This window comes from Bradyrhizobium sp. MI1.4 (assembly GCF_055811315.1).
Genome location: NZ_JBVVPP010000004.1, coordinates 95,766 through 118,815, shown reverse-complemented (window position 1 = coordinate 118,815; position 23,050 = coordinate 95,766). Strand labels below are relative to the sequence as shown.

22 protein-coding genes are annotated in these 23,050 nt (G+C 63.8%); 10 read left to right on the top strand and 12 right to left on the bottom strand.

All coding sequences use genetic code 11. The features are described from left to right. Positions 1-5: 5 nt before the first annotated feature. The 9 genes from AC0L23_RS06510 to AC0L23_RS06470 all read right to left on the bottom strand — a co-directional run bounded on the left by AC0L23_RS06510 (position 6) and on the right by AC0L23_RS06470 (position 8,640). Positions 6-395, bottom strand: coding sequence for a hypothetical protein (locus tag AC0L23_RS06510; protein WP_018459313.1), 390 nt, complete (start codon positions 393-395; stop codon positions 6-8). A gap of 42 nt (positions 396-437) precedes the next feature. Next, on the bottom strand, positions 438-893 hold the full coding sequence (locus AC0L23_RS06505; RefSeq protein ID WP_007592445.1) for a MarR family winged helix-turn-helix transcriptional regulator: 456 nt from the start codon (positions 891-893) through the stop codon (positions 438-440). Between the two features lie 26 nt (positions 894-919). Continuing rightward, positions 920-1,624, bottom strand: coding sequence for an ABC transporter ATP-binding protein (locus AC0L23_RS06500; protein WP_007592446.1), 705 nt, complete (start codon positions 1,622-1,624; stop codon positions 920-922). Next, positions 1,621-2,412 carry an ABC transporter ATP-binding protein gene (locus tag AC0L23_RS06495; protein WP_085352763.1) on the bottom strand — a complete coding sequence of 264 codons (792 nt, stop codon included), beginning with the start codon at positions 2,410-2,412 and terminating at the stop codon, positions 1,621-1,623. The genes AC0L23_RS06500 and AC0L23_RS06495 overlap by 4 nt, the downstream gene beginning before the upstream one ends. Beyond that, positions 2,409-4,298, bottom strand: a complete 1,890-nt coding sequence (locus AC0L23_RS06490; RefSeq protein ID WP_085352762.1) for an ABC transporter permease — start codon at positions 4,296-4,298, stop codon at positions 2,409-2,411. The genes AC0L23_RS06495 and AC0L23_RS06490 overlap by 4 nt, the downstream gene beginning before the upstream one ends. A gap of 152 nt (positions 4,299-4,450) precedes the next feature. Then, on the bottom strand, positions 4,451-5,653 hold the full coding sequence (locus AC0L23_RS06485; RefSeq protein ID WP_085352761.1) for an ABC transporter substrate-binding protein: 1,203 nt from the start codon (positions 5,651-5,653) through the stop codon (positions 4,451-4,453). Positions 5,654-5,677: 24 nt separating this feature from the next. Further along, complete coding sequence (locus AC0L23_RS06480; protein WP_085352760.1) at positions 5,678-6,262, bottom strand: amino acid synthesis family protein; 585 nt, start codon at positions 6,260-6,262, stop codon at positions 5,678-5,680. 27 nt (positions 6,263-6,289) lie between these two features. Then, complete coding sequence (locus tag AC0L23_RS06475; RefSeq protein WP_018459320.1) at positions 6,290-7,186, bottom strand: UPF0280 family protein; 897 nt, start codon at positions 7,184-7,186, stop codon at positions 6,290-6,292. Beyond that, on the bottom strand, positions 7,183-8,640 hold the full coding sequence (locus AC0L23_RS06470; RefSeq protein WP_085385609.1) for a 6-hydroxynicotinate reductase: 1,458 nt from the start codon (positions 8,638-8,640) through the stop codon (positions 7,183-7,185). The genes AC0L23_RS06475 and AC0L23_RS06470 overlap by 4 nt, the downstream gene beginning before the upstream one ends. Positions 8,641-8,922: 282 nt before the next feature. Here AC0L23_RS06470 and AC0L23_RS06465 point away from each other — a divergent pair, with 282 nt between their 5' ends. Continuing rightward, positions 8,923-9,405, top strand: a complete 483-nt coding sequence (locus AC0L23_RS06465) for a (2Fe-2S)-binding protein (protein ID WP_085352758.1) — start codon at positions 8,923-8,925, stop codon at positions 9,403-9,405. Further along, a complete protein-coding gene (locus AC0L23_RS06460; protein ID WP_085352757.1) occupies positions 9,405-12,935 on the top strand; it encodes a molybdopterin cofactor-binding domain-containing protein in 3,531 nt (1,176 codons plus the stop codon). Before AC0L23_RS06465 ends, AC0L23_RS06460 begins: the two co-directional genes overlap by 1 nt. A 3-nt stretch (positions 12,936-12,938) precedes the next feature. Here AC0L23_RS06460 and AC0L23_RS06455 read toward each other — a convergent pair whose 3' ends face one another. Beyond that, entirely contained in the window at positions 12,939-13,901 is a 963-nt protein-coding gene (locus AC0L23_RS06455; protein ID WP_085353038.1) for a catechol 2,3-dioxygenase, read from the bottom strand. A 435-nt stretch (positions 13,902-14,336) separates the two neighbouring features. On the opposite strand from AC0L23_RS06455, the gene AC0L23_RS06450 reads away from it, so the two are divergent. The 3 genes from AC0L23_RS06450 (at position 14,337) to AC0L23_RS06440 (ending at position 17,898) form a co-directional block, all read left to right on the top strand. Further along, positions 14,337-16,076 (top strand): ATP-binding protein, encoded by a 1,740-nt coding sequence (locus tag AC0L23_RS06450; protein WP_026233778.1) that lies wholly within the window; start codon positions 14,337-14,339, stop codon positions 16,074-16,076. A 103-nt stretch (positions 16,077-16,179) separates the two neighbouring features. Continuing rightward, on the top strand, positions 16,180-16,758 hold the full coding sequence (locus AC0L23_RS06445; RefSeq protein WP_026233779.1) for a peroxidase-related enzyme: 579 nt from the start codon (positions 16,180-16,182) through the stop codon (positions 16,756-16,758). 198 nt (positions 16,759-16,956) lie between these two features. Then, positions 16,957-17,898 (top strand): hypothetical protein, encoded by a 942-nt coding sequence (locus AC0L23_RS06440; protein WP_085352755.1) that lies wholly within the window; start codon positions 16,957-16,959, stop codon positions 17,896-17,898. A 17-nt stretch (positions 17,899-17,915) separates the two neighbouring features. Here AC0L23_RS06440 and AC0L23_RS06435 read toward each other — a convergent pair whose 3' ends face one another. Continuing rightward, on the bottom strand, positions 17,916-18,059 hold the full coding sequence (locus tag AC0L23_RS06435; protein ID WP_162847291.1) for a hypothetical protein: 144 nt from the start codon (positions 18,057-18,059) through the stop codon (positions 17,916-17,918). A 150-nt stretch (positions 18,060-18,209) separates the two neighbouring features. After that, positions 18,210-18,833, bottom strand: coding sequence for a ParB-like protein (locus AC0L23_RS06430; RefSeq protein ID WP_063992858.1), 624 nt, complete (start codon positions 18,831-18,833; stop codon positions 18,210-18,212). A gap of 271 nt (positions 18,834-19,104) precedes the next feature. Here AC0L23_RS06430 and AC0L23_RS06425 point away from each other — a divergent pair, with 271 nt between their 5' ends. The 5 genes from AC0L23_RS06425 (at position 19,105) to AC0L23_RS06405 (ending at position 23,043) form a co-directional block, all read left to right on the top strand. Beyond that, positions 19,105-19,446: a hypothetical protein gene (locus AC0L23_RS06425; protein WP_085352754.1), complete on the top strand. Its 342-nt coding sequence runs from the start codon at positions 19,105-19,107 to the stop codon at positions 19,444-19,446. Between the two features lie 249 nt (positions 19,447-19,695). After that, on the top strand, positions 19,696-19,983 hold the full coding sequence (locus AC0L23_RS06420) for an acyl carrier protein (protein ID WP_007592476.1): 288 nt from the start codon (positions 19,696-19,698) through the stop codon (positions 19,981-19,983). A gap of 10 nt (positions 19,984-19,993) precedes the next feature. Beyond that, entirely contained in the window at positions 19,994-20,464 is a 471-nt protein-coding gene (locus tag AC0L23_RS06415; RefSeq protein ID WP_085352753.1) for a 3-hydroxyacyl-ACP dehydratase FabZ family protein, read from the top strand. Further along, on the top strand, positions 20,461-21,666 hold the full coding sequence (locus tag AC0L23_RS06410) for a beta-ketoacyl-ACP synthase (RefSeq protein WP_018459332.1): 1,206 nt from the start codon (positions 20,461-20,463) through the stop codon (positions 21,664-21,666). The genes AC0L23_RS06415 and AC0L23_RS06410 overlap by 4 nt, the downstream gene beginning before the upstream one ends. 99 nt (positions 21,667-21,765) lie before the next feature. Further along, positions 21,766-23,043, top strand: a complete 1,278-nt coding sequence (locus AC0L23_RS06405; RefSeq protein WP_018459333.1) for a beta-ketoacyl-ACP synthase — start codon at positions 21,766-21,768, stop codon at positions 23,041-23,043. Positions 23,044-23,050 lie beyond the last annotated feature (7 nt).

The window sequence follows — 23,050 nt, the reverse complement described above, 5'->3', positions numbered from 1 at the left end:
CAGGATCACCGCGGTTTCGCTATCTCACAACGCACATAGGTCTGGCGCTTGCCCGGCCCGACCGGGCTGTTGTCCATCACCAGCTTGCCGTCCGCGGCAATGGAAACCCGGGGACTGGAGCGATACTTCTCACCCTCGCCTTCGCAGGCGAGCTTCATTTTCCAGGCGAGTTTCCCGTCGGCAGTGATCTCGCTGGCGCGGCACCGGGTCTCGTACCAATAGAGACGGTTGCCGCCCTCGATGCTCATGCGGTTAGCGCTGTCCTCGTCGCGGCAATCCTTTTTGGTTGACGCCCAGAACCCCTCATAGGCTTGCGCCGCCAGGGCGGGAGCAGACTGGCCCGCCAGCATCACACTCATGCTCAGAGCCATAGCAAACCGGGTCGCCGCTCTCATGTCAAAAACCTCGACAAGACCTTCACCGAGGTTAGTCGCGCCTCACCGCAGCTTGTTCAACAGCGCCATCAGCATCTCGCGCTCCTTTGCCTCGAGCGGCGCCAGCGTCTCTCGTGTGATCGCAAGCGCATTCGGCGCGACCTTTTCCGCCAATTGCTGGCCCGCGCGCGTCAGGCTGACCAGAAGCCGCCGTCCATCCTCCGGATCCTGGCTGGTCTCGGTGAGGCCGCGCGCCGTCAACCGATCGATCACGCCCTTGATGGTCGCCACGTCCATCGCCGTCAGGCGCCCGAGCTGGTTCTGCGAGCATGGCCCGGCCTCGGCGAGCTTCGACAGCGCCGCCCATTGCGTCGGCGTAATGTTGGTGCCGATCTCGCGAGAGAAGATCGCGCTGTGGCGCTGCCAGACCTGGCGAAGGATGAAGCCGACCTGCTCGTCGAGCACATAAGGCGGCTTTGCCGGTTTGACGCTTTTCTTCGCCGCGACGCTTCTCGCCATCCGCTCGATGCCCTTGCCCTTTGCCTTCACAACGACAGATGCGCGTCGCGGATATCCGGACGCGCGTCGAGCTCGGCCATGGTGCCGCCGAAGCAGATGCGGCCGCGCTCGATGATATAGGCGCGATCGGAGATCAGCCGCGCAAAATGCAGATTCTGCTCGGAGACGACGATGCTGACGCCCTCCTTCTTCATGGTCAGGATGGCCTCGACCATCTGCTCCACGATTTTCGGCGACAGGCCTTCCGAGGGCTCATCCAGCAGCACCAGCGATGGATTGCCCATCAGCGTGCGCGCGATGGTGAGCATCTGCTGCTCGCCGCCGCTCATGCGGCCGCCCGGGCGATTTTTCATCTCGCCGAGGTTAGGGAACAGCGAAAACAGCTTGTCGCGAGTCCAGTGCGGCGCGTTCGGGCGCTTCGGCTGGCGGCCGACCTCGAGATTCTCTTCCACCGTCAAATCGGTGAAGATACGCCGCTCCTCCGGCACGTAACCAAGCCCATCCCGCACGATCTCATGTGTCGGACGCGCCGAGACATCCTTGCCTTCGAACATGATCCGTCCTGAGCGCTGCGCGACGAGCCCGACGATCGAGCGAAACGTCGTCGACTTGCCGGCGCCATTGCGGCCGAGCAATGCCACGACTTCCCCCTCGCCGACTTCGAAGCCGATGTCGAACAGGATATGGGCCGGGCCGTAATGACTATTGAGGTCCTGCACCGTGAGCTTCATGCCGATGCTCCCTCGCGAGGCCCGGCATCGTAGAGGAGGCCCTCGCCGAGGTAGACCGCCTGCACCTGCGGATTGCCCCGGACCTCGGCCGGCGAGCCCTCGGCGATCAGCGTGCCGCGGTTGAGCACGATGATGCGGTCGGCGTGCTCGAACACCACGTCCATGTCGTGCTCGGTGAAGAGAACGCCGATCGATTTTTCCCGAGCGATCTGCGCGGTCAGCCGCATCAAATCGACGCGCTCGCGCGGCGCCATGCCGGCGGTCGGCTCGTCCATCAGCAGCAGCTTTGGCTGGTTGGCGAGCGCGACGGCGAGCTCAAGCCGCTTGAGGTCGCCGTAGGCAAGCTCGCCACAGGGGCGATCCGCATAGCCGCCCATGCCGACCAGCTCGAGCAGTCGCCCGGCTTCGCCGCGGTCGAAGTTCGGCGCCGAGCCCCAAAGATTGTACAATTGCTTGCCGTGCGAAATCAGCGCGACCTGCACGTTCTCGCGCACCGTCATGGTCGCGAAAGTCGCGGTGATCTGGAAAGTGCGCCCCACGCCCATCCGCCAGATCTCGCGCGGCTTCCTGCCGGTTGTGTCCTCGCCGAGCAGGCGGACGTGGCCGGTATCAGGCTTGTTCTGGCCATTGAGCATGTCGAAACAGGTGCTCTTGCCCGCGCCGTTCGGTCCGATCAGCGCCAGGATTTCACCGGCGCGCAGCGAGAACGAGACGCCGCGCACGGCATGGACGCCGCCATAGGATTTGGTCAGTCCTTCGACCGCGAGAAGTGGGGGCGCGACGCTCATTCGGCGGACTCGATCGGCTTGGCAAGCAAGGGTGACCCCGGCGGCGACGTCTTCCTGCGGCGCTGCGCTAGCATCTCCAGCATGCCGACGATGCCCTTGGGGAAGACGACGACGATCAGAACGATGAAACCGCCGAGCACGAGTTTTGACAGGTCGGTCTGACTGACCAGCCAGATGTTCAAGGCCTTGTAGACGATGGCGCCGATCACCGCGCCCGACACCGTCTCGACGCCGCCGAGCAGCACCATGACAAGGGCGTCGACCGAGAGCGAGATGCCGAGATTGTCCGGAAAGACGCTGCCCTTGAGGTAGGCGAACAGCGCGCCGCCAATGCCCGCGGTCGTGCCCGCGATCACGAAGGCGGTCCACTGGATACGCTTGGTGTTGATGCCGACCGCTTCGCTGCGCAGCAGCGAGTCGCGCGTCGCCCTCAGCGCATAGCCGAACGGCGAGAACACCATGGCCCGCAAAGCGATCGTCACGAGCGCCGCAACACCGAGCGACAGCCAATAGAAATGCGATGGGCTCGCCGCCCAGCTCGAGGGCCAGACGCCCAGGATGCCGTTGTCGCCGCCGGTGACGCTCACCCACTGGAACGCGATCGACCAGACGATCTGCGCGAAGGCGAGCGTCAGCATCGCAAAATAGACGCCGGAGAGCTGCACCGCGAAGAAGCCGAACACGGCAGCGCCCATGCAGCCGAGCAGCGGACCGAGCAACAGGCAGACGATCATCGGCAGTCCGGCCATCTTGGCGAGGAAAGCGACGCCGTAAGCGCCGAGGCCGAAATAGGCGGCGTGACCAAAGGACGCGAGCCCGCCGACCGACATCAGGAAGTGCAGGCTGACGGCGAAGATCACTGAGATCGCGATCTCCGAGCCGACGGTCAGTGCATAATTGCCGGCGAACAGCGGTAGTGTCGCCGCGACGACGAGCGCTGCAAACGCAGCCAACCGCTCATTCGACGTCAGCGGTCGCCAGGGATTGACGGTGAGACCGGGCGTCTTGCGGGCCGGCGCCTCGGGCCTGCCGAACAAGCCCCAGGGCCGCACGATCAGCACCACCGCCATCACCAGGAAGACCAGGATGATAGAGATTTTTGGAAAGATCAGGATGCCGAAGGCGTTGAGCTCGGAGACCAGCACAGCCGCGACGAAAGCGCCGATGATGCTACCGAGGCCTCCGATCACCACGACGACGAAGACCTCGACGATGATGCGCAAATCCATCGCATGATGCACGGCATCGCGTGGGATCTGGAGCGCACCGCCGAGAGCGGCGAGGAAAACGCCGACCGCAAACACGCTCGTGAACAACCATTTCTGATTGACGCCCAGCGCCGCGACCATGTCGCGGTCCTGCGTCGCTGCGCGCACCAGAACGCCCCAGCGCGTGCGCTGGAACAAGAGCCAGAGAATGCCGAGCACGACCGGTCCGAGCACGATCAGAAACAGATCATAGCTCGGAATGTTCTGGCCGAAGAAGTCGATCGCCCCCTTGAAGCCGGGCGCACGGCGCCCCACGAGATCGTCTGGGCCCCAGATCAGGACGACGAGGTCCTCGACCATCAAGGTCAGGCCGAAGGTCGCAAGCAGCTGGAACAGCTCGGGCGCGTGATAGATGCGCCGGAGCAGCACCATCTCGACGATGACGCCGATCAGCGCCACCGCGAACGCCGCCACCACGATGCCGCCCCAGAAGCCGAATGCACCTGACAGGCGCTCCGTCAGCGTGAAGGCGACATAGGCGCCGATCATGTAAAAGGCGCCATGCGCAAAATTCACGATCCGCGTCACGCCAAAGATGATCGACAGGCCCGACGCCACCAGGAAAAGCGACGCTGCGCTGGCGAGACCGGTCAGAAACTGTACGACGTAAAAGGCCATCTGCGGTCCGGGTTAAGCGTAAGTCGCAATATTAGGCTTCATCCTTCGAGACGGCGCTACGCGCCTCCTCAGGATGAGGTCCGGGACCCTCATGGTGAGGAGCGCGGCTGCGCCGCGCGTCTCGAACCACGAGGCCCCGGTCTCACTTTGGATCAATCCTTCGGACGCAGCTTCTCGACTTCGGCATCGCTTGGTAGATAGTCCGCGCCCTTCTTGTAAGACGAGTCCACCATCACGCCCTTACCTTCCTTCAGCGCGGTCTTGCCGACATAGGCACCGAGCGTCGACTGGTGATCGATCTTGCGGAAGGTGATCTCGCCCAGCGGCGACGGCATCGAAAGTCCTTCCGCCGCAGTGATCAGCTTCTCCGGATCGGTCGAATTGGCCTTCGCCAGGATCGCCGCCGCCGACTTGATGGTCTGGTAGCCAACGATCGAGCCGAGGCGCGGATAGTCGTTGTACTTGGCCTGATAGGCCTTCAGGAACGCGTCGTGCTCGGGCGTCTTGATCGAGTACCAGGGATAGCCGGTGACGATCCAACCCTCGGGTGTCTCCTCCTTGAGTGGATCGAGATATTCCGGCTCACCGGTGAGGAAGGAGACGACCTCGCGTCCCTTGAACAGGCCGCGGGTGTTGCCTTCGCGCACGAGCTTGACGAGATCGGCGCCGAAGGTGACGTTGAGGATCGCTTCGGGATTGGCCGCGGCAACCGCCTGCACCACCGGACCGGCGTCGATCTTGCCCTGCGGCGGCCACTGCTCATCGACCCACTGGATGTCGGGCCGCTTCTCCGACATCAGCTTCTTGAACACCGCGACCGCGGACTGGCCGTATTCATAGTTCGGCGCGATCGTCGCCCAGCGCTTTGCGGGCAGCTTGCTGGCCGCTTCCACCAGCATCGCGGCCTGCATGTAGTTCGAAGGACGCAGTCGGAACGTGTACTTGTTGCCTTTCGACCAGGTGATGGCGTCCGTCAGAGGCTCGGCCGCCAGAAAGAACACCTTCTTCTGGTTGGCGAAGTCGCTGACCGCAAGACCGATGTTCGACAGGAACGTACCCGTCAGCATCGCCACGCCCTCGCTCGACACCAGCTCGTTGGCCGCGGTCTGCGCATCTGCCGGCTTGCCACCATCGTCCTTGGAGACGACGATGAGCTTCTTGCCGTTGATGCCGCCGGCCGCATTGATCTCTTCGACCGCGAGCTGCCAGCCCTTGCGATAGGGCTCAGTGAACGCCGGCAGCAGCGAGTAGCTGTTGATCTCGCCGATCTTGATGTCCTGCGCAAGGGCCGAATGAGCCATGCCGCTTGCCAACAGCGCGAACGCCGCCCCGACAAAATAGTTCTTTGCTCGCATCCCAACCTCCACTTTCTGAAAAGATTAACGCAGTCCATCTTCGCCCTTGATCTCCGCAACGGTCAGCCCGCCGACGCGCGGCAAAGGACGGCCACTGTCGGTGACGGCGACCGCGACCATGATCTCGTTGGCGCGCGGCGCGTCGTTGATCTGCACTTCCATGCCATCGAAATGACTGCGCACGAAGGCTGCATCCTTGTGGCCCAGCGGAACGTCCAGCGTCGTGCCGGGTCCACTGCGCTTCTTCGACGACGGGATCAGCGCAGCGCCTTTGCCCAGCACTTTACGCACCGGCGCGCCCATTTTCGGGTGAAGGATGGCGGCTGCATGCTCCAGCTCGCCATTCTCGCCGACGGCCGCGGCCTTGCCATAGCTCTGCGCCTTGGACCCGTCGATGCCGAGCGCCGCCACCGCGCGCTTCGAGAGCAGCTCGCCGAGCTCCTCGCCAATCGCGATCAGCGGCGAGAGATCCTCGACATACTTTCCAGCAAACGGATTCTCGATCACGGCGATCGCCGCCGCACGCCGCGTCGGCGGTGAGACCTGGCGGCCCATCTCCATCTGCGTCTCTTCGACGACGGTGACGATCTTGCGGATGATCGCGCTCATGATTGTTTCCTCAAACCGCTTCCCAGTTCAGGCATGGACCGCGTTCTCTTGTACAAGCGGGCGCGATCGTTGCCGTTCAATATCCTTGGTCCCGATGACAATCATATCACCACAAAGCTGCAACACGGCACCCTCGATCAATCCGCGATCGAATAATTGCCGTGCACATTCCGCGCCAGATTCGAGCGCGGTGGTGATCTCGTTCTGCGACAATCCACCAACGTTGCGGGTCACGAGCCGCGCGCCAAGATCGCTGTCGGGCTGAAGTTCGTTCGCAGGTTTTCGGATGATGGCGGGATGCCCCGGCAGATCGACGGCGTTCGCAACGATCGTCGCGGCCGCGTCGGCTTGCGACGCCGTTCCGGCCAGCACGGTCACCGCATCGGCAATCCCGAGGGAAAAGCTGCGGCCGTGCCGTCCGCTGGTCGCAATGCCACGCACGGGATCATCGGCGTCCACCCTGATTGTCCGCATCACGCCGTCGCGATCGGGCCGGTCCATCAGGCCGACCGAAAAATGCTCGCCCTCGCCGAGATGCAGGGCAATGTCTCCGCCATTGTTGACATAGGCCCGATCGAGCGCCGCAGCGTTCAGCATTGCGCCCAACACCTCCTCCGCCACGCTGCCGGCCACAGCGGCCATCGGCGTGATGAAGCCATCACCGGCATAGGGCGCCACCGCGGCGTGCATGCGATGCGCCACAACGCCTCTCAACGAGGTCCGCTCCTCGACAACGGTCCGCAGTTCCGGCAGTTCCGCGCAGAGCTCGTCGAGAAGCCCGGTGAACCGTTCGGCCGCAGCCTTATAGGCCTCGCGCACTGCGTCGGCCGCCCCCCTCGCCTCGACGATCAGGTCAATCGGTCCATCCTGCAAATGCAGCCGCCGGCCGTCAGACAGCAACGCGATTTGCGGGAGCCTTGTCATACCCGGGGGCCCGGGATCGGGTTCTGCCAGGGCAATTGGCGGACATCGTCGCCGCCCTGAACTTCGGCGAGCGGCTTCACATAATCCATGTGCCCGCCGAGCGCCGCATAGTCCGACAGCTTCATCGTGAATTCGATCGGCGCCACCAGCGCGGGCGTCGGCACGTAACCGAATGCCCCCGCCGGCATCTGCGTCACGTCGACCATGTAGGTGATGCCGCCGCCCGGCCAGACATAGACCGGCGCGCCGCCACTGGTGACGCGCGTCAGCGCCTCCTTCACCGAGCGCGTCAGCCGCACCGGATTGTCGGTCACGCCCGCCCGCAAGGAACCACCGGCGCCCGCCATGAACAGCACCGTGCACAGCGCCGGCTCGCAATTCTCCTGAATGCGCTCGACCGAAAACTTGAGGTCATCCGGCATCTCGGTCTCGACCGGCTTCAAGGCTTCGTCGAGCACGTAATAGGACGAATGCTCGCCCGTCGTGGAGACCATCAGCATCGAGAGGCCAGGCTTGGCCTCCTTCGCGTCGAACGGTCCCAGGATTGCGAGCGGATCGGAGATATTGGTGCCGCCCCAACCCGTGCCGGGATCGGCGACCTGGAAATAGCGGCCGGGCGTCGAGCGGCGCCCCTTCATCTTGATGCCGGTATCGGCGATGTCGAGCAGCTTGCCGGCCTGATGCTCCGAGAGCACGCCGGTGATATGGTCGTCGACCACGACAACCTCGTCGACCTTGCCGTGCCATTGTTTGGCGAACATGCCGATCGTCGCCGAGCCGCAGCCGACGCGCATGCGCTCTTCTTTCATGCCGTTGACGATCGGCGCCTGGCCGGCCTGCACCACCACGCTCGCCCCGCCGTCGATGGTGAGCTCGACCGCCTTGCAATTTGCGAGGTCCATCAGCGTGTCACAGGTGACGCGGCCTTCCTTCTTGGAGCCGCCGGTCAGATGGTGCACACCGCCGAGCGACAGCATCTGCGAACCGTATTCGCTGGTGGTGACATGACCGACCGCCTCGCCTTGTGCACGAACGGTCGCCGTCTCCGGCCCGAGATAGCGGTCGGTGTCGATCTTCACCTTGATGCCGCAATAGGAGAAGATGCCCTCGGTGACAACAGTCACCATGTCGACGCCATCGACCTCCGCCGAGACGATGAACGGCGCCGGCTTGTAGTCGGGATAGGTCGTCCCCGCGCCGATCGCCGTTACAAAGGTGGAAGGCTCGTGGACGATCTTGCCGTCCCAATCTTCGGTGCGGCTGAACGGAACGAGCTTGCCGCCATGGGACACGGTGCGCTCCAGGATCACATGCGGATCGACGCGGACGAGCTTGCCCTCGTGATTGGCATAGCGGTCGCAGGCGCCCGCCGCGCCCGGCTTGATGTAGCACATCACCGGACACGCATCGCAGCGGATCTTGTCGATGGCGGCGCTCGTAGGTTCAGTCACCATGTCAAAGCCAGCCGACAGTGCAGTTATCATTTGTACACGAACGATGTTGCGCGCCCTCCCGATGACTGTCAAGCGGCGGTGCGGCGCAAAACATACGCCTGCCGCATAAAACCTCGTTTGCCTATCCGGCCTGTCCACAAAGAAGGCACTCGCGCTGCACTGCGGCATGTCCGGCTTGCACGTTTGTGTACAAACGGTATCGTCACAACGTAGATTTTGAGCGGACTTGGAATTTCGCGAAGCCTTGGCCGCGGCGCTCAACGAGTCGATTTGGGAACGAGGATGACGCAGACACCGATCCGCATCACCGTGAACGGCAGAATCCACGAGATCACTGCGGCGCGAGCCACGCCTCTGCTCTACGTGCTGCGCAACGATCTCGCGCTCAACGGTGCGAAATACGGATGCGGCCTCGGTGAATGCGGCACCTGCACTGTCCTGATCGATGGCGCGGCGGCGCGCTCCTGTGTCATTCCGATCAGTGGCTGCGCCGGCCGCGACATCGTGACGCTCGAGGGGCTCGGTACCCGCGACAAGCCGGATGTGGTGCAGCAGGCCTTCATCGACGAGCAGGCCGCGCAATGCGGCTATTGTCTCAACGGCATGATCATGACGACCAAGGCGCTGCTTGCGATCAACCCTCAGCCCACCGAACAGGAGGCGCTGGCGGCGCTGCGCTACAATCTCTGTCGCTGCGGCACGCATATCGAAATCCTGCGCGCCGTGATGCGTGCGTCTGGTCAGCTTGCCGAGGCCGGTGATTGATGGCCTCCCCGCATCCGAACGGAGCTGAGCTGCAATCCGGCTCGCTCGTCGTCGTCCGCACGGTGGACGAGTGCACATCCGAGACCTTCGTCCGCATCACCGCGGACGGTTCGGTCACAGCCTACAATGGTCATGTCGATCTCGGCACCGGCATCCGCACGGCGCTTGGCCAGATCGTGGCTGAAGAGCTCGACGTCTCCTTTGCCCGCCTCGTCGTGGTGCTCGGCGACACCGCAACGGTGCCGAACCAGGGCGCCACGATCGCAAGCGAGACCATTCAGATCACTGCCGTTCCCCTGCGCAAAGCCGCCGCGCAGGCGCGTCACTTCCTGATCGCACGTGCGGCCGAGCGCCTGGAGCTGCCGGCAGCCGATCTCAGGATCGAAGACGGCCTCGTGCGCGGGCACGACAATCGCAGCGTCAGCTATGGCGAGTTGATCGGCGGAGAGACCATTCGTCTCGAGCTTGCCGACGACGTCGCCGTCAAGCCGGTCGGCGATTACGCCATTGTCGGCCAATCGATGCCACGCGTCGACCTGCCCGCCAAGGCCACGGGCGAGCTGACGTTCGTGCACGACATCCGTATACCGGGCATGCTGCACGGCCGCGTGGTGCGCCCGCCCTATGCCGGCGTCGACGCCGGCCCGTTCGTCGGCACCAGCCTGATTTCGGTCGATGAATCCTCGGTGCGCGACATTCCCGGCATCATGGCCGTCGTACGCATCGGCGATTTCGTCGGAATCGTCGCGGAGCGCGAGGAGAACGCGATCCGCGCGGCGGAGCAGCTTGCGGTGAGCTGGCGACCGACGCCTGAACTGACCGATCTCGCCGACGTCGAGACGGCGCTTCGTGCCAACCCGTCCACGCCGCGCACGCTGATCGACAAGGGCGATGTCGATGCTGCCATTGCCGGCGCGGCCAAACCGATGCGGCGCACTTACGTCTGGCCATATCAGATGCATGCCTCGATCGGCCCGTCCTGCGCGGTCGCCGACTTCCAGGACGGCAACATCCGTGTCTGGTCGGGCACGCAGAACCCGCACGTGCTGCGCGCAGACCTGTCACTGCTGATCGAGCGTCCCGAGAGCGAGATCGAGGTCATCAGGTTGGAGGCCGCCGGATGCTACGGCCGCAACTGCGCCGACGATGTCACCGCGGACGCTTTGTTGCTCTCGCGCGCGGTCGGCCGGCCCGTGCGCGTACAGCTGACGCGCGAGCAGGAACACGCCTGGGAGCCCAAAGGCGCCGCGCAGCTCATCGACGTCAATGGCGGCCTGGATGCGGCGGGCGACGTCGCTGCCTACGATCTCGCTACGCGCTATCCGTCGAATGCCGCGCCGACGTTGGCGCTGTTGCTGACGGGACGGATATCGCCGAGGCCGGACGTCCTCCAGATGGGCGACCGCACCGCGATCCCGCCTTACGATTACGGCCACATGCGCGTCGTCGCCCACGACATGGCGCCGATCGTGCGCGCGTCCTGGTTTCGCGGCGTCTCGGCCCTGCCCAACACCTTTGCGCATGAATCCTATATCGACGAGGCCGCGACCGAGGCCGGGGTTGACCCGGTCGAATATCGTCTGCGTTACCTGAAGGACCAGCGCGCCGTCGATCTCGTCCATGCTGTCGCCGAGCGCGCGGGCTGGACGCCGCGGCCGGTGCGCGAAGAGAAAGACGGCGAGATCGTGCATGGGCGCGGCTTTGCCTATGCGCTCTACGTCCACAGCAAATTCCCCGGCTATGGCGCGGCTTGGTCGGCCTGGGTCACCGACGTTGCCGTGAACAAGTCGACCGGCGAGGTCAGCGTGACGCGCGTGGTTGCTGGGCAGGACTCCGGATTGATGATCAACCCGGACGGTGTGCGCCACCAGATCCATGGCAACGTCATCCAGTCAACCAGCCGCGCACTGATGGAGGAGGTCTCGTTCGAGCGCGGCGCAGTCGCGGCGCGGGAATGGGGCGCCTATCCGATCATCCCCTTCCCTGACGTGCCCAAGATCGACGTGTTGTTGCTGCCGCGGCCGGACCAGCCGCCGCTCGGCGTCGGCGAATCCGCCTCGGTCCCGAGTGCGGCTGCGATTGCGAACGCGATTTTCGATGCCACCGGCGTGCGATTTCGCGAGCCGCCGTTCACGCCCGAGCGCATCCTGAATGGATTGCACAGCGGCGGGCCGGCCACGCGGCAGGCGCTGCCCGCTCCCGCTGCGCCACAACCATCCCGTATCTGGGAGAATCCATTCGCCAAACGCGCCGGCATCTTCGCGACGGTCGCGGCCGTCTGCACCGCGGCGATTGGCATCGGTGCGGCTGTTTTGCCCGGCCGCGCCATCGCACCGATCGCGCGGCCAGACCCATCGGTCTATTCCGCAGCGACGATCGCGCGCGGGCAACAACTGGCCGCACTCGGCAATTGCGCGGAGTGCCACACCATGATCGGCGGTGCGCTCAACGCCGGTGGCCGCGCGCTGGAGACGCCGTTCGGCACGATCTACGCGACCAACATCACGCCCGACGTCGAGACCGGCATCGGCGCCTGGTCCTATCCCGCATTCGAGCGCGCGATGCGCGACGGGCTGCATCGCGACGGACGGCAACTCTATCCCGCCTTCCCCTACACGCACTTTTCGAAGACTGGCGATGCCGACATGCAGGCGCTTTATGCCTATCTAATGGCACAGCCTGCGGTGCGCGCGACGCAGCCTGCGAATACGCTCGCCTTTCCGTTCAATCTCCGCCCGCTACTTGCCGGATGGAATGCGCTGTTCCACCAGACGCGAGAGTTCAAGCCTGATCCCGCGAAATCCAAGGTCTGGAATCGCGGCGCTTATCTCGTCGAAGGTCTCGGCCATTGCAGCGCCTGCCATTCGCCGCGCAACACGCTCGGCGCCGAGCAGCGTGACGCCTATCTCGCCGGCGGTTTTGCCGAGGGCTGGGAGGCGCCGCCGCTGACGTCGCTGTCGCAAGCGCCGATCCCGTGGAACGAAGACGAGCTTTTCGCCTATTTGCGCACGGGCCACTCGCGATATCATGGCGTCGCCGCTGGGCCGATGGCGCCGATCGTCAGGGATCTGGCGGCCCTGCCCGACCAGGACATCCGCGCCATGGCCGTCTATCTCAACTCGTTCAATGACACCGCGACCGATAGGAAAGCGCAGGATGCGATCGCTCTGAAGCTAGAAGCTTCAACGCAAGTCACGATGGCGTCCTCAACCGGCGCGCGCCTCTATCAGGGCGCCTGCGCCGTCTGCCACGAGGTCGGCGGCCTGGCGCTGTTCGGCAGCCGCCCCTCGCTCGCCCTCAACAGCAACCTGCACAGCGCCACATCGGACAATCTCGTGCAAATCATCCTGCACGGCATCGCCGAGCCGGTGTCGAGCAATCTCGGCTATATGCCGGCCTTCAAGAACAGCATGAGCGATGCGCAGGTCGAGGAGCTGGTCACCTTCCTGCGCAAGCAGTTCGCACCCGACAGGCCAGCATGGATCGGTGTGAAGGAGACGATTGCGCGTGTGAGAGCCGCCGCGAACTGAGCGCTACTTCTTGTGCTGCACCGGCGGCGTGCCGTGCGTGTGAAACGACTCGATCGTCTTGAGGCCCCACGCCTGCCCCTTCTTGCGTTCGTCTTCCGTCCACACGATCGGCTTCCAGTCGGGCGCGAGGATGAGGCGCGCGCCGGCATTGGCGACTTCGACGCGGTTGCCGCCGGGCTCGTAGACATAGAGGAAGAAGGTCTGCTGGATCGCGTGCTTGTGCGGGCCGGTCTCGATGTGGATGCCGTTCTCCAGGAAGATGTCGGCAGCGCGCAGAATCTCTTCGCGGCTGTCGAGCGCGTAAGTGACATGGTGGAAGCGGCCGGCCGTGCCGGAATGATCGAGCGAATAGGCGAAATCGTAGCTCTTGTTCGACATCGTCAGCCACATCGCCGCTTCGCGGCCGTCGTTCAGCACGATCTGCTCGGTGAGGCGGCAGCCGAGATAATTCTCGAAGAACTCCCGGTTGGCCTTGATGTCCACGGCGAGGCAATTGAGGTGATCGAGGCGGCGGACATTGACGCCGCGCGCGGGAAAGCGCTGCGCCTGGTTCTTCAGTGCGGGCTTCAGCTCGGGCGGCGCCTGATACCATTCGGTCTCGTAGTAGAGCTCGACGATGTGTCCATCGGGATCGCGGCAGCGGAAGGTCGGCCCCTGCCCCATGTCGCCGTCGATCCAGCCGATGTCGAAGCCGGACCCTTTCAGCGCCGCGACGCGACGCTCCAGCGCCTGCTGGCTGCGCGCACGTAACGCCATGTGCTCCATGCCCGATGTCTTCGACGCCGTCAGTTTGAGCGAATAGCGCTCGTAATCGTCCCAGCCGCGCAAATAGACCGACTCGCCCTTTTGTCCGCTGACGGTCATGCCCATCACGTCGACGAAGAATTTCAGGCTCTCGTCCGGCTTGGGTGTCAACAGCTCCATGTGGCCGAGATGAGCGAGATCGAGGATCGGTTCGGGCTGCATGGTGTCCTCCAAGACGTGGCTTGCGATCCGCTGGACCGGATCCCGCGATCTGGCACAGGCTGCAATCCACTCACGCGCCGGTGGGCGGCACAAGGCCGCCGGTTTATTTGTACCAATGTACAAATGATTAGGTCCCGTCAACAAATCAAACATCGCCGCCCGGAACGGATGACGGACCATCCAGGATGACCAACCCGTCCCGGAACCGCGGACCGACTGCCCGAATGGTAAAATCTCTCTTAAGCACTCTCGCCCGTCGGCCGGGAAAAAGCAGCATTTTCCGCCGCTACTGCCAGGGAGTATGTATTGGGAACAAACCTCGCACCCGAATTGTCGCGGATTTAACGAAGCGCCGGCGCCTGCCGCTTAACCGTTTGTCCAGCGACGGCCGTGCATAGTCCGGGCAACCCGTTGCTCTTGCCAGGTTCATTCATTGTGACATCCTTTGGACGCGTGATTTCGGTTCGCGGATCGCTCGCCCGGGTCGGGCTGCTGGCTGAAAGCCGCATGCCGGTCTCGGAAGTTCGGGCCACCGTCGGCCGCTTCGTCAGTATCCGCTGCGCCAGCTCGGTCATCGTCGCCATGATCACCGAGGTGTCCTGCGAGAACCTCTCGAGCAACGACAATCTGATCGCCATCGCCTCGGTCGACCTGCTGGGCGAAATCCTCAACGCGACCGGCAAGGCCAAATTCCAGCGCGGCGTCACCAACTATCCGACCATCGGCGATTCGGTCGACCTGATCACGAGCCAGGAGCTGCGCACGATCTACGCGCCCACCGGTTCCGACCAGATCAATGTCGGCTTCCTTCAGCAGGACAGCTCCGTCGTCGCCTATGTCGACATCGAGGAAATGCTCTCCAAGCACTTTGCAGTGCTGGGATCGACCGGCGTCGGCAAATCGACCGGTGTGTCGCTGTTGCTCAACGAGATCCTCAAGGCACGCCCGAACCTGCGCATCTTCCTGCTCGATGTGCACAACGAATATGGCCGCTGCTTCGGCGACCGCGCGCTGGTGCTCAACCCGCGCAATCTGAAACTGCCGTTCTGGCTGTTCAATTTCGAGGAAATCGTCGACGTGCTGTTCGGCGGCCGCGCCGGCGTGCCTGAGGAGCTCGACGTCCTCGCCGAGGTCATTCCGCTCGCCAAGGGCGTCTACACCCAGTACCAGAACGCCGACCGCATTGGCCTGAAGCGCATCGATCCCAAGCAGATCGGCTACACCGTCGATACGCCGGTGCCCTATCGCCTGGTCGATCTGATGTCGCTGATCGACGAGCGCATGGGCAAGCTCGAGAACCGCTCCTCGCGCATCATCTATCACAAGCTGATCTCCCGCATCGAGGCGGTCCGCAACGACCCGCGCTACGCCTTCATGTTCGACAACGCCAATGTCGGCGGTGACACCATGGCCGAGGTGATCAGTCATCTGTTCCGCCTGCCGGCCAACGGCAAACCGATGACGGTGATGCAGCTCGCCGGCTTCCCGGCCGAGGTCATCGATTCCGTCGTCTCGGTGCTCTGCCGCATGGCCTTCGACTTCGGCTTGTGGAGCGATGGCGTTTCGCCGATGCTGTTCGTCTGTGAGGAGGCTCACCGCTACGCCTCGGCCGATCGCAATGTCGGCTTCGGGCCGACCCGCAAGGCGGTGTCGCGCATCGCCAAGGAAGGCCGCAAATACGGCGTCTATCTCGGCCTCATCACCCAGCGTCCGGCCGAGCTCGACGCCACCATCATCTCCCAGTGCAACACGCTGTTCACGATGCGCCTTGCCAACGAGCGCGACCAGGCGCTGCTGCGCGCCGCGGTGTCGGATGCGGCCGCGAACCTGCTTTCGTTCGTGCCCTCGCTCGGCACCCGAGAAGTGCTGGCATTCGGCGAAGGTGTCGCGCTGCCGACGCGGCTGCGCTTCAAGGAGGTGCCGCCGCATCAATTGCCGCGCGGCGAAGCCACGATCAGCAGCGTGCCCTCCGTCACCTCCGGTCACGACATGCATTTCGTCGGCGCCGTGCTCGAGCGCTGGCGCGGTGCCACCTCGCAGCGCGACGTGCCGAACGATCCGGTGTTCTCGGCGCCGCCCGCGAAGACGCTCTCCAGCATCGAAACTCCGATGCTGCAACCGTCGATGGGGTTGGATCCGGACCGCTTCTCGCTGCTGAAGAAGCCGCTGCGGTAAAGCGACGCTCGTTTTCCAGCGCCGGCATTGCGAGCCTGGCGTCACGTTGAGCATGGCACCCGCATCGACTATGGTTGCCGGCCCCAAGCCGGAATCCATGCCCATGACAAAGCCTGTGCAACGCTTCGCCGCTCCCGCCCTCGATGCGCTCCCTGACGACATCCGCACGCGTCTCCTCGCCGTCCAGGAGAAGAGCGGCTTCGTGCCGAACGTGTTCTTGACGCTGGCCTACCGCCCGGACGAGTTCCGCGCCTTCTTCGCCTACCACGACGCACTGATGGAGAAGGACGGCGGCCTCAGCAAAGCCGAACGCGAGATGATCGTGGTCGCGACCTCGGCAGCCAATCAGTGCCAGTATTGCGTGATCGCGCATGGCGCGATCCTGCGTATCCGTGCCAAGAACCCGCTGATCGCCGACCAGATCGCCACGAACTACCGCAAGGCCGACATCACGCCGCGGCAAAAGGCGATGCTCGACTTCGCGATGAAGGTCTCGGCCGATGCGCAGCGGATTTCCGAGGACGATTTCACCGCGCTCGCGCCGCATGGCTTTAGCGACGACGACATCTGGGACATCGCCGCAATCTCCGCCTTCTTCGCACTGTCGAACCGGCTGGCGAATTTCACCGGCATGCGGCCGAACGACGAATTCTATCTGATGGGACGGTTGCCGAAGAAATGACCGACCGCCGCGAGGGCGGAAGGAACGCATCGCCACAATGCAGCGGATGAGTTCCCGCTTGACGGGAACTCTGTGTTTTCGCAATCGCACACGTTTAATTAAGAATCTCACCCTCAACTAGCACAAACGCCTTGGCACAACTTGCGCAGTTTCCGTCCCCGGAGACGCGGATGAGTCGTGCCTGTTGGGGGGCTTCTCATGAACGTGCGGGCATTTGTTATCGCGACCTGTATTGGCACGACATTCTTCGCTGCCGGATACGCATGGAACTATCAGCCGGAGATCATCAACGCGAACGAGATATGGAGCATGTTCGAATCGGAGCACGGCAAGGCGCGGGCTGCCGTCTTACGCGTCCTCGTTGCGCCGAATTCAGCTCACTTCAACGGCCTGCGAACGATCGATGCAGACCAGGCAAGATACGTATGCGGCTCCGTAAAAGCGATGGACAAGGAGAGGCAGTATGTCGAGGCCGCGTTCGTTTACACCGTCTCGATCGATTTTGCCCGTATCGACGACGACGGCCGGATGACGTCGCAGCGCTCTGCTTACAAGCCCTGCCCAGGCGCGGCCGACGACAAAATTGCCGACCAGAACACGCTGATATCGCCAGGCGCGCTGTCGATGATCAAGACCATCGAAAAAGTCATCCCCAAGTCCAGCGGCGGAACGATGGAACAACAGCTTGGCCAGCTGGCCGCACAGACAGCGGCGGTCGCGCCAGGTTCGGCGGTCCCGCGGAGATCAGCCGGCTCATCGGGTTCGCCAGCCTCGGCAGGGGCAGGATGGGCGCCAGCAGCACAGCATTCAGGTTCGGGCGTGGAGGCGCGACAAGCAGATGAACTGACGTGGCGTGTCGATCAGCCGCCGGCTGCATGGCCGAACTTCCCCTCGGACCATCCGCTGGCGAAATCGGCGCAGAAGCGGACGAGCGCCGAGGCCCTGGCGTTTGCGAAAGGCATCGAGGCTCGCTGGGAGGAGGCCAAATCATCCGGGGTTCCGGCCAAGCGTCCTTCGCCCGAGGAGATCAAGGAAGCATGCCGCGCGCTACTTACGATTGATCCCGCGGACAAGGATTATCCGCGGGCCTGGGCCGCCTTTGTGCGGTTGCGCAAAATCGATCGCGACGCTGCTGGTTGAACTGGCGTGAACCTGTCCTAGCGCTGCGCCATCAACTCGAGCGCCGGGGCAAAGCGCTCGGAAAAAGTCAACGTCTTGGCATGGTGAACTGCGGCAAACGACGCCGAGATCCCGGCTGAAGCGACCACGAGCAGGGCAACGGCGAAAACCAGACGGCGCATTTCGGCCTCCTGTGTGAGCTCGACAATTCCAACAGATGGCACGGCTTGGTTTCAGCACTGCTTCGTGCGGACGGAAGATGGTTTCGCTCAAGAGGCTGTGATCAGATCCGGTTTGCGGAGCCGCATGCCTCGCTGCTGCGAGCGTTGCGCCTAATCATCGTCCGCTGGCCCACACCAGCCGGGCAAATAGATCGCATCCTTGCTCTTGGCTGAGGACATCGCCTTCTCGAGCGCCTTGTCGAAATTGGCATCCACAGCCTTGCGCGACAGCTTTCGACGCAGATAGTCGGCCCACAGGAATTCGGAGAAGGGCGTGGTGTCCTTGGCGAAGCCGCCCATGCGGCGCAGTTCGCCGGCAAGGCTCCGGAAAGGATCGTCCTTGAGGTCGACGACGGATTTGGGCAAATCGCGGAATGGTCGCCGTTCGCCCTTGGCGTCGTAGGGGTAAACCCAGCGCTTGTTGTCCATCACGCCCCAGAACGCTTCGCGCTCGACCATCCTGAGGTCGCCGACAATGGTGACCAGCACCTCCTTGACGCCCTCGTCGTGCAGCGCGCGACCGAGATGATGATGGTCGATCACGTAATAGCGCTCGTCGGGGCCGTGCACGACGGGGATCATATGCTTGCCGAGCAGATCGGCCTGCTTCTTCTTGTCGTGCTCGCGCCAGCGCTTGCGCTTCTCCTTGACCTCGCGCATCCCGACCGTCATCTGCGTCGGCCGCAGCGACAGGATCGACACCGGATGCACTCTCGGTTCGCGCGTATTGGTCATGGTCGAAAGGCCCCTAACATGGTTGCAGCTGCGTGGTCAGGTTCCCTGGACTATGTCATGGGCACCGCGCCGGCAAATGCATTCGGCTCGGTGGATATTATTGCATCGCACCCTCTGCAGGCCCGGAACGACCACGGTTCCACGGTCCTTCGTTCGCAGTCCTGCAGGATAGTGCGAACGCGCAATGCACGTGCGCGTTGAGAAAATTTTCTGCAACGCGTTCACTACGTATGCTATCTAAAAATCGCTGCTTCGGAGTGATCCCTGCACCATGACAACCCAGCGGCCCATAAGCTCGGATGACGAGCACCGGGTGCTCCAGTTCAGGCCGCGCACCTCGCCTTCCCCGACGGCCCACCGCGGCAACGCTAGCGTGCAGCAATTGCGCGTCGCGCCCGAGCGGCTCGACCTGTCGCGCTACGAGGAGCCCCGCACCGAACCGGACGATTTCCGCCGTCGCATGCTCGCCAATATCGCGGCGCTGGCCTTCACCATCGCACTGACCGCGATCGGGATCTGGCTCGCGGTGAGCATCGCCGACCTGCGCCGGACCCAGGATTGCGTGCTGATGGGCCGCCGCGACTGCGTCAAGATCACGACGCCGCACATCTAGGCAGGACATCTGGTAAGCAAGACGTCTGGTAGGCCCGCTGGCGTTCCTTCGGCCGAAACGGCTCAGCCGGGGCGTCCCCAGCCCGGTCCCCACACCCGTCCGGCTCCATTGAACTCAGGGCGGCGCTCCGATATACGGGCTTTCGACCCGGCCAGAGGGGGGTTGAGGGCGTCATCGGGGCGCGATGCCCACCCATCGTTCCACTCTGGAAAATCTGACAAACATCTGCAATATATCAAAGGCTTAGTGATGTCCTCCACATTCGATCAGGTCGCTACGATCATCGCTGAAACCTGCGACATCCCGCGCGACACGATCACGCCGGATAGCCATGCCATCGATGACCTCGGCATCGACAGCCTCGATTTCCTGGACATCGCGTTCGCGATCGACAAGCAGTTCGGTATCAAGCTGCCGCTGGAAAAGTGGACTCAGGAGGTTAACGACGGCAAAGCGACCACCGAGCAGTATTTCGTGCTGAAAAACCTGTGCGCCCGCATCGACGAACTGGTTGCGGCCAAGGGCGCGAGCGCCTAAGCGCGCGGTCATGCAACTCGAATACTTCCACATGATAGATCGCGTCGTCGACCTCAACGTCGACGCGAAGACGATTGTTGTCGAGGCTCAGGTCCCGATGGAGAGCACCATCTTCGAAGGGCACTTCCCGGGCTATCCCCTGATGCCCGGCGTGCTCCTGATCGAATCGATGGCGCAGGCCTCGGGCTGGCTTCAGCTTGGCGTGCTCAAATTCGAGCGTATGCCGATCCTGGCTGCCGTCAAGGAGGCCAAGGTCCGCGGCTCGGTCTTCCCCGGCGATCTCATGAGCATCGAGGCGAGCCTGGCCCATCAGGGCTCAGGCTACGCCGTGACCGAAGCCAAGATCAAGGTCGGCGGCAAGCTGCGCGCGAATTCGACGCTGACCTTCACGCAGATTCCCTTTCCCCATGCGGATATGCGCGCCCACATGGACGCGGTCGCCAAACGCGTCGGCTTTCCGCAACAGGCCGTATTGCCATGACCGAGACTGCTTCGAAGCCTGCCCAGACGGAAGTCTGGATCACCGGCATTGGCCTGGCCACCTCGCTCGGCGAGGGCCTGGACGCCAACTGGGCCGCGCTTCAGGAGAAGCGCATCAATGTCGACGAGAAGGGCTTTGCACCCTACATCGTGCACCCCCTGATGCCTGTCACCTTCGACAGCCAGATCCCCAAGAAGGGCGACCAGCGCCAGATGGAAGCCTGGCAGCGCATCGGCACCTATGCGGCCGGGCTTGCGCTCGACTCCGCCGGGATCAAGGGCAACAAGGACATCCTGTCGAAGATCGACATGGTGGTCGCCGCCGGCGGCGGTGAACGCGATCTCAACGTCGACACCGGCGTGCTCACGGCCGAGGCCAAGGGCGCCAACGCGCCCGGCTTCCTCAATGAGCGGCTGATGAGCGATCTCAGGCCGACGCTGTTCCTGGCCCAGCTCTCCAACCTGCTCGCCGGCAACATCGCCATCGTGCACGGCATTGGCGGCACCTCGCGCACCTTCATGGGTGAAGAGGTTGCCGGCGCCGATGCCGCCCGCATTGCATTGTCGCGCATCGCCTCCGGCGAGAGCGACATCGCGCTGATCGGCGGCTCGCACAATGGCGAGCGCAAGGACCTGATGGTCCTCTACGAATTCGGCGACTTCAATCTGAAGGACAAGTTCGCCCCCGTGTGGGCGCGCAAGGACCACGCCGGCTTCGCGCTCGGCTCGGCTGGCGCGTTCCTGGTGCTGGAATCGAAGGCCCATGCGGAAGCGCGCGGCGCAAAACCATTCGCAAAGCTGTCGAGCGTCGTTGCCGACCTTGCCCGTCGTAAGACCCCCGGCGACATGGCCGCGACGCTGGAGAAGCTTTGGGCAAAGTTGCCGAAGCGCGACGGCAAGGGCGCGATCATATCCGGCGCGACCGGCGCGGAGCCTGCGACATCAGAAGAGCGCGCCTTCCTGAAGGGCCACGCCGAGTTCCCGGTGCGCTCGACCGGCACGATGTTCGGCCACACCATGGAGACGCAATTCCCGCTCGGCATCGCGCTCGCCGCGCTGTCGATCTCTCGCGGCGCGCTGTTTCCGCCGAACGATTCCACGGGCACCGAGATTGAAATGCAGGGAGCGCCCACCCAGATTGTGGTGGTGGGGGCCGGACACTGGCGCGGCGAAGGCATGGCGCTGGTCGAGGCAGTAAGCTAAAGCGCGTTACGCTTTGGCAGGTTATTGTTTGGGTATGATCTTCTCGGAAAACCGCGTCACGCTTTTTCGGATCATGCTCCAGCTCAAGCGGGGATCGACATGACTGCACCACGCGACAAACTCGGGCGTCCCGTCGTCGTCGTCACCGGCATGGGCATCATGACCTCGCTCGGCAACGGCAAGACCGACAATTGGGCGAAGCTCGTCGCCGGCGAATCCGGCATCCGCACCATCACGCGCTTTCCGGTCGACGGCCTCAAAACCACGATGGCCGGCACGGTGGATTTCGTCAGCGTCGATCCGTTCTCCTCCACCGGCCTGTCCGAACGGATGGCCGAACTGGTGACGCAGGAAGCGCTGGACCAGGCCGGGATCGGCACCAAGGCGGATTTCCCGGGTCCTCTCTTTCTTGCGGTCGCACCGGTCGAAGTCGAATGGCCGCAGCGCCGCGAACTCGGCCGCGCCGTCGGCAAACCCGACTTCAATTACGACGATCTGCTGCGCATCTCCGGTGGCGGCAAGTACAGCGCCTATCACCACCGCTTCATGTTCGGTTCGGTCGCGGCCTACCTCGCCGAGACCTTCGGCACCAAGGGCTCGCCGATCTCGTTGTCGACGGCCTGCGCTTCGGGCGCGACCTCGATTCAGCTCGGCGTCGAGGCGATCCGCCGCGGCGAGACCGATGCCGCGCTGTGCGTGGCGACCGACGGCACCGTGAATCCGGAGGCGCTGGTGCGCTTCTCGCTGCTCTCGGCGCTTTCGACCCAGAACGACCCGCCGCAGGCGGCCTCCCGTCCCTTCTCCAAGAACCGCGACGGTTTTGTCATGGCCGAAGGCGCCGGTGCGCTGGTGCTCGAAAGCTATGAAGCCGCCACCGCGCGCGGCGCAAAAATACTCGGCGTAATCGCCGGCTGCGGCGAGCTCACCGATTCCTTCCATCGCACCCGCTCCTCGCCCGACGGCAAGCCGATCATCGGCTGCATGAACAAGACGCTGGCCGATGCCGGCATGACGCCGGATCAGATCGACCACATCAACGCGCACGGCACCGCGACGCCCGAGAACGACAAGATGGAGTACAATACGACATCGGCCGTGTTCGGCGAGCTCGTCTCGAAGATTCCGGTCACCTCCAACAAGTCGATGGTCGGCCACACCATCTCGGCCGCGGGCGCGGTCGAGGCGATCTTCTCGCTGCTGACGCTGGAGCATCAGCGTATCCCGCCGACGATCAACTACGACAATCCGGATCCCACGATCCTGTTCGACGTCGTCGGCAACAAGGCACGCGATGCCCGCGTCACCGCGGTGATGTCGAACTCGTTCGGGTTCGGCGGCCAGAACGCCTCGCTGATCCTGACCCGCGAACCGGCCTGACCGGACG

Bases quoted from the DNA above. Each gene is read 5' to 3' on its own strand.
- AC0L23_RS06480 (WP_085352760.1), bottom strand. From the start codon at position 6,262: ATGAGCGCGATCATCCGCAAGATCGTCACCGTCGTCGAAGAGACGCAG.
- AC0L23_RS06470 (WP_085385609.1), bottom strand. From the start codon at position 8,640: ATGGTGACTGAACCTACGAGCGCCGCCATCGACAAGATCCGCTGCGAT.
- AC0L23_RS06410 (WP_018459332.1), top strand. From the start codon at position 20,461: ATGACCGAGACTGCTTCGAAGCCTGCCCAGACGGAAGTCTGGATCACC.
- AC0L23_RS06510 (WP_018459313.1), bottom strand. From the start codon at position 395: ATGAGAGCGGCGACCCGGTTTGCTATGGCTCTGAGCATGAGTGTGATG.
- AC0L23_RS06490 (WP_085352762.1), bottom strand. From the start codon at position 4,298: ATGGCCTTTTACGTCGTACAGTTTCTGACCGGTCTCGCCAGCGCAGCG.
- AC0L23_RS06415 (WP_085352753.1), top strand. From the start codon at position 19,994: ATGCAACTCGAATACTTCCACATGATAGATCGCGTCGTCGACCTCAAC.
- AC0L23_RS06430 (WP_063992858.1), bottom strand. From the start codon at position 18,833: ATGACCAATACGCGCGAACCGAGAGTGCATCCGGTGTCGATCCTGTCG.
- AC0L23_RS06405 (WP_018459333.1), top strand. From the start codon at position 21,766: ATGACTGCACCACGCGACAAACTCGGGCGTCCCGTCGTCGTCGTCACC.
- AC0L23_RS06435 (WP_162847291.1), bottom strand. From the start codon at position 18,059: ATGCGCCGTCTGGTTTTCGCCGTTGCCCTGCTCGTGGTCGCTTCAGCC.
- AC0L23_RS06500 (WP_007592446.1), bottom strand. From the start codon at position 1,624: ATGAAGCTCACGGTGCAGGACCTCAATAGTCATTACGGCCCGGCCCAT.
- AC0L23_RS06460 (WP_085352757.1), top strand. From the start codon at position 9,405: ATGGCCTCCCCGCATCCGAACGGAGCTGAGCTGCAATCCGGCTCGCTC.
- AC0L23_RS06485 (WP_085352761.1), bottom strand. From the start codon at position 5,653: ATGCGAGCAAAGAACTATTTTGTCGGGGCGGCGTTCGCGCTGTTGGCA.
- AC0L23_RS06455 (WP_085353038.1), bottom strand. From the start codon at position 13,901: ATGCAGCCCGAACCGATCCTCGATCTCGCTCATCTCGGCCACATGGAG.
- AC0L23_RS06445 (WP_026233779.1), top strand. From the start codon at position 16,180: ATGACAAAGCCTGTGCAACGCTTCGCCGCTCCCGCCCTCGATGCGCTC.
- AC0L23_RS06505 (WP_007592445.1), bottom strand. From the start codon at position 893: ATGGCGAGAAGCGTCGCGGCGAAGAAAAGCGTCAAACCGGCAAAGCCG.
- AC0L23_RS06475 (WP_018459320.1), bottom strand. From the start codon at position 7,186: ATGACAAGGCTCCCGCAAATCGCGTTGCTGTCTGACGGCCGGCGGCTG.
- AC0L23_RS06425 (WP_085352754.1), top strand. From the start codon at position 19,105: ATGACAACCCAGCGGCCCATAAGCTCGGATGACGAGCACCGGGTGCTC.
- AC0L23_RS06420 (WP_007592476.1), top strand. From the start codon at position 19,696: ATGTCCTCCACATTCGATCAGGTCGCTACGATCATCGCTGAAACCTGC.
- AC0L23_RS06465 (WP_085352758.1), top strand. From the start codon at position 8,923: ATGACGCAGACACCGATCCGCATCACCGTGAACGGCAGAATCCACGAG.
- AC0L23_RS06495 (WP_085352763.1), bottom strand. From the start codon at position 2,412: ATGAGCGTCGCGCCCCCACTTCTCGCGGTCGAAGGACTGACCAAATCC.
- AC0L23_RS06440 (WP_085352755.1), top strand. From the start codon at position 16,957: ATGAACGTGCGGGCATTTGTTATCGCGACCTGTATTGGCACGACATTC.